We start from the raw sequence: 6,116 nt of genomic DNA on the forward strand, positions 1-6,116 counted from the left end.
CCGCGGGCAGCCAGTTTCACCAACTCCTCGAAGTAATGTTCGTGGCCGGGAGGCGACACGGTCATGATCATCCGCGCCGGCTCATCGCTAGCGTTGGCGATGTCGTGTGGTACACCGGGCGGGATGAAAGACGTAGGTGTCCAGCGTCGCATGAATATCGAACTGTTTCTAGGTCAAGCAACTCGGATCGCATTTCTTAGAATGGTTCATTTCACCGCGAGTACAGGGCATAGATCCGCACGACATTCTTTGGCATAATCGAAGGCAAGGAGCGCCCTCAATTGGTAAATGCACTGCGCAAAGCGAGACGCCTCATACCTCACGCGTCATTGCTCGGAACGGCTGCAGAACGATCGGGTCGGCGATCGGGCCCTGCCGCCGGGAAATATCCAGAGGCTGTCGATCTTTCGTCGCACTAGCTAGATTTTCACGCTTTAAGGCAACCAGCTTGGACGACTGGACATTCTCGAAGCGAGTCCGAACTTTACGAGTCCGATGCTGTAGCTTTCGACGATCGAGAAGAGGTCTGGCACGAAGGGGCCATGACTACCTGCGAACTGCTCCGAGCCATGTTTAGTCGGATCGAGCCCGATCTCGATTGGCGGCTCGAAGTGTTAGACCACCGGGAAGGTCATCTACCGATATTCATTCAAAGTCGAGAGGTTATGAAGGCGCATCGGCTCGCGCTGTCGTCTAGTCTTCCGCTGGTCTTGGTAGAGTGAACCGAATTGCAAGGCCTTTTCCGCCGTTGGGCTCGATCAGAACGTCGTCGCCGGGTTTGATCTCGGTTTGTAGAGCTTCGAAGCAAGACTCCATGAAGCCCGGTTTCGCACCAACAGCGAGGCTCAAATCCGCTGCGGTGATGACGATCGACTTGTCGCCTCGCTTTGAGGCCTGATAGAACTGCTTGTGTAATTCATGTTGAAAATGATCGAAAGAAACCAACCTGGCCTCCTATGTTAGCGGGCAATATCCGCTGATTCCTCCGTAGCACGTGATTGTCCGCTTGGGCAATGTCCGGAAAGTAACATAGGAGCTGGAATCCAGGGAATTGCATCAACGTCAGATCCAGCCGCCGACCTCAATTCTTCATAAAGGCGCAAACCCTCACGTCGTAGCTCGTACGGAATAGTCAGCGACACTTCCACGCCTGATCCGGGTTTCATTTCGAAAGAAGAGGATGAAGCCCCGCCCAACGTTGTGCGCGTCGATCACCGCAAGAATGGGGGCAGCTCGCAGTCTTAGATCAGGTCCGCTTCGTCGTTATGATCACACAACATTCGGCAATCTCATCTCTGGCTTTATCCTGATAAGCAGCAACCCAAGAACTGCCTGAGCGTGTGCCGGTGGCATCGAGGCTCGGCTTGCGTGCGCCGTTTTGCGTGGTGCTGAGGGCTACGGGTTCGCCGGGTAGGATACGCGCAGTAGCCAGACAGTGAAGATCTGAGCTGGATCGCGGCCTACCCGTCGAGGGAGGTGGCGGTGAGAGTCGGAGCAGTTCGAAGTGCACGTACCGGCTCTTGGCAGATGGTTCGACGTGCGCGCAGGAAGGACCGGGACAGCTATCAGCAAGGCGTGGCGGTCAAAATACCGAAATACCCAAGGCGTGGCGACTAGCAGCGTTCCGGGATGCTCCGCTAGAGATGTGTCCCTGATTGTTTGATGCACGCGTTGCACGGCCTCGGCTAGTCCGGCGGCGTGCATCGGTTTTCTGCGCTCGGGAGAGGCGGCGTTCGCAGCGCTTTCGCCGCAGCGCCGGGTCGAAGCCGAAGCTCCATTCGAGCCACGCGTCGTCCAGCGGGCCGTTGCGGGAGGCGAGGATCGGGTTCAAGCGAGCGATTTTCGACAGGACTTGGCTCGCTGCAAATTAGGGGCCCGGGTCGCTAGGGGCTTGCAGTGACTTTGACGGCTCCTCGGCTGGGGCGTCCGCCCAGCGTCCCCGCAGCGTGTCCCACGGCCGTCGCATTGCGGACGAATGCTGCCTCAAAGCAGCGAGACGCCGTTTACTCTGACGGCGCTGATGCCATTCGTCGGCGAATTCGAAGATGATGAAAGTCAAAGAGATGCCGACCAGCACTTCGAGCATGGCAGTTCTCCCGCCCGCTTTACTGCAGGTGTGAACACGCGTTAGTCAACCGTAAGGCCGCACGGTCGGCAAGCGCTCTGGCAACCCGTGGGCGATGGATTTTTAAGCAACTCAGGGATCGCGTGCGCATGATATAGGAGTTCTGGAAGGGCTCCATCTTGACCGCCGCCCCGGCCTCGAGCTTGGCTTGTTGATAAGTTGAACAGCGCCTTGGACGACAAGGGCATGCGCCACCGAGCGATTGGGAGTTCACCGGCGCCGTGGGCGTTGCGCTCGATCAGCACCGGATAGTCGGAGAAGATGCTCGGCATGGACGGCGCGTTGCTCGCGCTGTCCCTGGTGACGGCAAGGTCAGCGTTGGCCAAATCGAAGAGCGTCATAGTCCGGAGAGCCGAGGATCGCGTGCGCGGACCCTGCGACGCTCAGCATCGCGCGCGTGCACTCGGCAAGCCGCGTACCGAGGAGGGGATGGACGAGGTAAGCGACCACCTCGTCCATCGAGCGGATGGCGAAATGTTGCGCCATCGCACTGTGGCCCAGTCCCTCGACCTGAGGGAAGATGAACCACGTCCAGTGCGTCCGCTTCGCGCCTGCCATCAGTTCGGCGAGGGCGGTCCCGTAGACGGGCTGCTGGGCCGACAAGAAGCGCTGCAGGTCGAAACTATCGGAACATTGCGACATGACGTGCACCGAAACGGGTGTCAGAAAACAGACATGCGATTTTTAGCATTCGACGCCGAACCGTCTACGCCGAGCGGTCGAGGCCGTGAGCTCCGCGCCGTCGCGGTACCGTCCGCATGCGACAGGCAGCGACGCGCTTCGGTGAACGGGTGCGCGGCAGTGGAATCGCTTCGGCCGAAGGCTCGACGATGGCTGGGATTGAAACCAGTGGAACTGCTTCTGTCGGAGGCTCGGCGGTCGCGGGTTGTTCGAGGCTTTTTAGCACCTGGAAGCCGGCTGCCGTAAGCGTCCAGCCGTTGCTGTCACGGACGACCATTCCCTGGCTGAAGATGTCGAGACCGGGCCGGCGAAGAGCGAGGCGCCGCATCCTTGATGTCCAATCGGGGACCGCGTTCAGGACGGCCAAGTCGGCGTTCAGGTCTGCAAGCGCGGCACATCCGTTCGGATGGCCCGACAGTACCTTCATGATCGCGACCTGCAACGACACGCGTACACTCCGCCTCCGCATCCGCCGAAATCTCACCGTCCCGGTCGGAAGATGAAAGGTATGCGAGCGCGCCGGGTGATGTCCAACGATAGTTAGCCGTTAAAGTCGGCGACCGGACAGCAGCCGTCCCATGATTTCGGGTCACTCCCCGATACCTCCAAGTTTCGTCGGCCATGTGTAGTCTGCCGTCTAAACCGGGAATGGGCCGACATGGATCGACAATCTGAAGAGCGGCGATGCGTTGAACTGGATGGACGCAAGGCGTGCGTGAGCCTCGAGAACGATTTTTGGGACTGCATCGAACAGATTGCGGTGCAGCGCGGGACCACTCTCGATCACTTGGTGGCGCAGGTCGTCGGCGATACGGCGAAGGATGACCTCTCCGCCGTGCTGCGGGTGTTCGTCCTAACGCATTACCGGCAGCACTTCGGTCTGCTGACAACCAAGGATTCGGCCCCCGCAGTTGCCGAGGACGGTGTGCCGTATAGGATGACGCAAAAGCGTCAGATTCATTAGGGAAGAAACCAAACCTGGAGGTGCGATGAAATCGCCCGTCGTGAAGCGGTCGGTCATGGTGAATGGCCACAAGACGAGCGTCAGCCTCGAAGAAGGGTTTTGGACCGGCATGAAGGAAATCGCGGCCGGACGAAGCATGACGCTGTCCGAACTCGTCGCGGAGATCGACAAGAACCGGCAGCAAGGCAACCTGTCGTCGGCACTCAGGCTGTACGTGCTCGAATTCTACCAAAAGCGATCCGCGAACTAGTGGATGCGCCTGCGGCGATTGATCTGCACAATTGCGGGAGACGTCGTTACGTCGAGATGCGCGCGCTCCAAGTGGCGATAGCGTCGGCAATCTCAGCCACGACGTCGCTGTCGGTCCGTCCAGTGCGGACAGGAACGTGAAACGCATGATCAGCTTGGTCTACCAGGTGCACGGTAGCTTTTCCGCCTAGGCCTGTCGTCGCGCCCGCGAGAAAGGCGGTCTCGGCGAACTTGTCGCGGGTCCCCTAAACGAAGAGCATCGGGATCCTGATCTTTGACAGGTGATCTGCTCTGGCGACGGACGGCTTCCCCGATGGATGCAGCGGAAATCCCAGAAATGGGAGGCCTTGGACGCCGTCGAGCGGCTCGATGGCCTGCGCCTCGGCCGTCATGCGGCCGCCGAACGATTTGCCCCCCGCTACCAGCGGAAGTCCGCGGCACCGCTTGCGCGCTTCCGCCACGGCGGCGCGGACGGCGGCTTGCGCGATTGCCGGCCGGTCCGGTCGCTTGCTGCCCTTTTGCATGAACGGAAACTGATAGCGCAGAGTGGCGATGCCGCGCTCGTACAGAGCAATCGCGACCTGCTCCATGAATGGATGCGTCATACCGGCGCCGGCGCCGTGAGCGAACACGAAACACGCGCGCGCCTTGGTCGGCTTCATCAGGATTGCCGACAAGGGCGTCGGGGTCTTGCTCCCGATGATCAGCGGCTTCGCAGGAGGGTGGCGATCCTTCATTTCGCCGGCAGGCTCTGGTCTGCGACCAGGTCCTCTTCCCAACCGAACACCGACCGCCCACCCAGCGCGGGGGAGGCCTTCAGTTCGGCACCCACGAAGTCCTCGAACGACGGGCCGCTGGCGGTCCGTTCCAGTTGCCGCGCCTGGTCGTCGAGCCGCTTCAGGGTCTGCAGTTCCTCTTCGCGGCCTAACTTCGCGCTTTGCACGGCCGACTTCAGCACCCGGATGGTCTCGTCATAGACCTTGATGGGGACGGGGTACGGGTGGCGGTCCTTGCCGCCGTGCGCCAACGAGAACCGGGCGGGATCCGCGAAGCGATAAGGCGCGCCGTGCACGACCTCGGCGACCATCGCCAGCGACTGCACGGTGCGCGCGCCGACGCCAGGTGTCAGCAGCAATTCCGGAAAGTCGATTGGTCCGCGCTCGGCTGCCGCGGCCAGCGTGCCGTGCAATCGGCGCGTGAACACGTCGCTCGACCGCACGTCGTGATGCGCGGGCATGATCAGATGCGGCAGCATGCCCTGGGCGGCCGGCTCCGTGGTCATCGACATGTATTCGCGGACGATGCTGTCAGGCCCGAGGTCCACAAGCAGTTCGAGCTGGGCGTCTCGGGAGGGCGCCGCGCGCTTATCGGTCAGATTGACGATCTGACCCTGCACCGGTCCATCGATCGCGCTGTGCGGCGCCTCCACGAAGCTGGCGAGGCTTTCCGAATGCCAGTGATAGCGGCGTGCCTGCCGCTTGTCCCCGTTCATGCCCTGCTGGACGACCGTCCATTTGCCGTCGTCGGTGACGAAGAAGCCGTGCAGGTAGAGGTCGAAGCCGTCCTGCACGGCGGCACTGTCGACCTTGGCGACAAGGCGGCTGGCGCGGGTAAGTGCGTAGCCATCGAAACCGACGCGGTCGCCGAGCGCCATCAACTCATCCGGCGTGCGGCGCGAATGCTTGCCGCGCCCGCCGCAGACATGGATGCCGAGTTCGTTGCCCAGCGGCGCCAGCCCGCGCTTCAGGGCGCCGATGACGCTCGTCGTGATGCCAGAGGAGTGCCAGTCCATGCCCATGACCGCGCCGAACGACTGGAACCAGAACGGATGGGCGAGCCGCGCCAGCAACTCCTCGCGGCCATAGTGGTGGACGATGGCCTGGCAAACGACAGCTCCCAGCGACGACATCCTGTCCGCCAGCCATTGCGGCACGCGACCGACTTGGAGGGGAAGGTCCGCGCTGCCGCTGCGGCGGGTCATCTGCTCAGGTTCTGTCCGGAAAACATCCTGCAACCTATGAACTGGATGCCAATTTGCCAATCCCGCCCACCCGCCAGCCGCTGCCGATCTCCCTTGTCAGCCGCGATATCTTAGCT

The 6,116-nt window shown here is 61.5% G+C and carries 7 protein-coding genes and 2 pseudogenes; 2 read left to right on the forward strand and 7 right to left on the reverse strand.

Translation table 11 applies throughout. The features are described 5' to 3' along the window. From JWR89_RS25640 to JWR89_RS25660, 5 genes and pseudogenes are all read right to left on the reverse strand, one after another. Nucleotides 1-128, reverse strand: a pseudogene (locus tag JWR89_RS25640) (cupin domain-containing protein); the annotation flags it as partial. A 565-nt stretch (nt 129-693) separates the two neighbouring features. Further along, nucleotides 694-945: a hypothetical protein gene (locus JWR89_RS25645; RefSeq protein ID WP_299721012.1), complete on the reverse strand. Its 252-nt coding sequence runs from the start codon at nt 943-945 to the stop codon at nt 694-696. Between the two features lie 922 nt (nt 946-1,867). After that, nucleotides 1,868-2,086, reverse strand: a complete 219-nt coding sequence (locus JWR89_RS25650) for a hypothetical protein (RefSeq protein ID WP_299721013.1) — start codon at nt 2,084-2,086, stop codon at nt 1,868-1,870. 351 nt (nt 2,087-2,437) lie between these two features. After that, a complete protein-coding gene (locus JWR89_RS25655; RefSeq protein WP_366143015.1) occupies nt 2,438-2,767 on the reverse strand; it encodes a DUF1810 family protein in 330 nt (109 codons plus the stop codon). A 64-nt stretch (nt 2,768-2,831) separates the two neighbouring features. After that, nucleotides 2,832-3,254, reverse strand: a complete 423-nt coding sequence (locus JWR89_RS25660) for a hypothetical protein (protein ID WP_299721014.1) — start codon at nt 3,252-3,254, stop codon at nt 2,832-2,834. Between the two features lie 210 nt (nt 3,255-3,464). On the opposite strand from JWR89_RS25660, the gene JWR89_RS25665 reads away from it, so the two are divergent. After that, nucleotides 3,465-3,770 (forward strand): ribbon-helix-helix domain-containing protein, encoded by a 306-nt coding sequence (locus tag JWR89_RS25665; protein WP_299721015.1) that lies wholly within the window; start codon nt 3,465-3,467, stop codon nt 3,768-3,770. A 25-nt stretch (nt 3,771-3,795) separates the two neighbouring features. After that, a complete protein-coding gene (locus JWR89_RS25670) occupies nt 3,796-4,020 on the forward strand; it encodes a ribbon-helix-helix domain-containing protein (protein WP_299721016.1) in 225 nt (74 codons plus the stop codon). Nucleotides 4,021-4,066: 46 nt separating this feature from the next. Here the strand turns inward: JWR89_RS25670 and JWR89_RS25675 are convergent. Then, nucleotides 4,067-4,756 (reverse strand): annotated as a pseudogene (locus JWR89_RS25675) (alpha/beta family hydrolase). Beyond that, nucleotides 4,753-6,000, reverse strand: a complete 1,248-nt coding sequence (locus JWR89_RS25680) for a DUF763 domain-containing protein (RefSeq protein ID WP_299721017.1) — start codon at nt 5,998-6,000, stop codon at nt 4,753-4,755. Before JWR89_RS25680 ends, JWR89_RS25675 begins: the two are co-directional and overlap by 4 nt. Between the last annotated feature and the right edge of the window lie 116 nt (nt 6,001-6,116).

Source organism: Tardiphaga sp. (assembly GCF_028290785.1).
Classification (GTDB): domain Bacteria; phylum Pseudomonadota; class Alphaproteobacteria; order Rhizobiales; family Xanthobacteraceae; genus Tardiphaga.

Bases quoted from the DNA above. Each gene is read 5' to 3' on its own strand.
- JWR89_RS25665 (WP_299721015.1), top strand. From the start codon at position 3,465: ATGGATCGACAATCTGAAGAGCGGCGATGCGTTGAACTGGATGGACGC.
- JWR89_RS25655 (WP_366143015.1), bottom strand. From the start codon at position 2,767: ATGTCGCAATGTTCCGATAGTTTCGACCTGCAGCGCTTCTTGTCGGCC.
- JWR89_RS25670 (WP_299721016.1), top strand. From the start codon at position 3,796: ATGAAATCGCCCGTCGTGAAGCGGTCGGTCATGGTGAATGGCCACAAG.
- JWR89_RS25650 (WP_299721013.1), bottom strand. From the start codon at position 2,086: ATGCTCGAAGTGCTGGTCGGCATCTCTTTGACTTTCATCATCTTCGAA.
- JWR89_RS25680 (WP_299721017.1), bottom strand. From the start codon at position 6,000: ATGACCCGCCGCAGCGGCAGCGCGGACCTTCCCCTCCAAGTCGGTCGC.